The 1,907-nt window shown below is 33.6% G+C and carries 1 protein-coding gene; it reads left to right on the top strand.

Features of this window, described 5'->3' with window-relative positions; all coding sequences use genetic code 11:
* The first annotated feature begins 371 nt into the window (after window positions 1-371).
* Window positions 372-1,685, top strand: coding sequence for a HEPN/Toprim-associated domain-containing protein (locus KEM09_RS21690; RefSeq protein WP_244825163.1), 1,314 nt, complete (start codon window positions 372-374; stop codon window positions 1,683-1,685).
* The last annotated feature ends 222 nt before the right edge of the window (window positions 1,686-1,907 follow it).

Genomic DNA, 1,907 nt, shown 5'->3' with positions numbered 1-1,907 from the left:
TGCGACCGGAAGCTCTACTTGCACGACCGGAAGGGGTATATCACCGACCGGAGACAGTACTTATGCGACCGGAAGCTCTACTTGCACGACCGGAACGGGTATTTCACCGACCGGAAATAGTAGCTATACCTCCAGAAGAATAATAGCCATACAAAAAAAAGCATTCAACTCCTATTTACTTAACCATAATGTTCAAGAATAATTCCATATAGGATTGGATAAAGGCATTTTTTGGAATGCTCACATTTTGTCTTGTTATTTACCTATATTAGCATGTTAAGTAGACAAAACACCTGAGCACAATAAAATGTATATGTACAAGTTTAGATACTCTGGTGTTGGGGGCAATTAGACAAAATAACAAATAAGTAATGGGTTCATATTGCGAATTATATATTAATGATTATCCAATAGCAACGACTAAGAATGAGATAGACCCGTTCTTACTTTCTTTATTTCAAACAAGTGACTTGAATGTTTTCAAACGAAAGATTGGAGATAGAATTCAAGTATTATACGGTAGAGAAAATGAGGAGGACGAAGAGGAAAATGCGATTCAATACATTAATTCAGCAAAAAATATACGTGACAGATTGAATGTCATGGGCTTCACTCTAGATAGTACCAAAGAAAGGTTCGAAGAATCAAAAGAAGAATCATTAGTACAATTAAGAGAATGGCTCGAAAATAAAACATTCAATGATTCCGATAGAATGAATAAGACTCTGACAAAAGAAATTCAAATTTTAGAGAATAATTCATTTGATGATTTTATCGAAGCGGTTAAAGAAATATTTGAGCATAATTATGGCTATGATGTAAAGAAAGAAGATTTACCTAAGAAAATTAATCCAATAATCCCTTATCTATTAGACCATGGATACGGACTTGATAGATTTCCATATAATTATGACCAAAGGACACTTTTGAGAGCATTGCTGGAAGCAACAGAGCCAGACACTTTAATTACTTATGACATAACGGAATTACTTGAAAGTGGATACTATGAAGGCGAACCTGAAGAAGTTTATGACGAAGTAATTGGGAATCTAACATTTGATTATGAGCTTGGAGAAAAATTTTTAATTCTTACAGAAGGGACATCTGATATTAATATATTAAGGGATTCATTAGAATTATTATATCCGCATTTAACGGGGTATTATTCGTTTATGGACTTTGGAGCCTCAAATGCCTCAGGAAGTGCAAGTTCATTAGTTGCAAGCATAAAATCATTTGTTGGTGCTGATATAAAGAACAAAGTAATTGCACTTTTTGATAATGATACAGCGGCAGAATCTGCAATAGGTGGATTATCAAAAACTAAAATACCACCGAATATTAAGATTAAACAATATCCCAATATTGAAATTGCCAAAAATTATCCGACCATCGGACCTACAGGTATAACAAATATGGATATTAATGGATTAGCAGGTAGTATTGAAATGTACTTAGGCAGTGATATTTTAAGGCAGAAAGATGGTTTAATGCCAATACAGTGGAAAGGATATGATTCAAAACTAAAAAAATATCAAGGTGAAATCATAGACAAAACCAAAATTCAGAAAGATTTTAAAAAGAAAATAAAGGATTGCAAAGTAGACCGAAATAACATTAAGGATGAAGACTGGAGAGAAATGCATGAATTATTACAAATGATATTTAATACGTTTAATGAATAACTGCCCCCAACAATGTATATACAAAATAGGCGAGATAGTAGTAGATTCAAGCGTTGTAGCCCGCATCAACTTCTCAACGGTTTGATAAGTTTGAAACCCGCAATCGCCTACTTTGCATATACTCAACGTTGGCAACAACACACAGCAAGACGTAAAACTTTAGACGATAATGAATGAAACTTTAAGGTTAGAATCTCTAGAATATATAAACGGAATAAAGAC

The sequence above is a fragment of the Carboxylicivirga mesophila genome, from assembly GCF_018271975.1.
GTDB classification, from domain to species: domain Bacteria; phylum Bacteroidota; class Bacteroidia; order Bacteroidales; family Marinilabiliaceae; genus Carboxylicivirga; species Carboxylicivirga mesophila.
This window is presented reverse-complemented; position numbering and strand designations above follow the sequence as displayed.

Bases quoted from the DNA above. Each gene is read 5' to 3' on its own strand.
- KEM09_RS21690 (WP_244825163.1), top strand. From the start codon at position 372: ATGGGTTCATATTGCGAATTATATATTAATGATTATCCAATAGCAACG.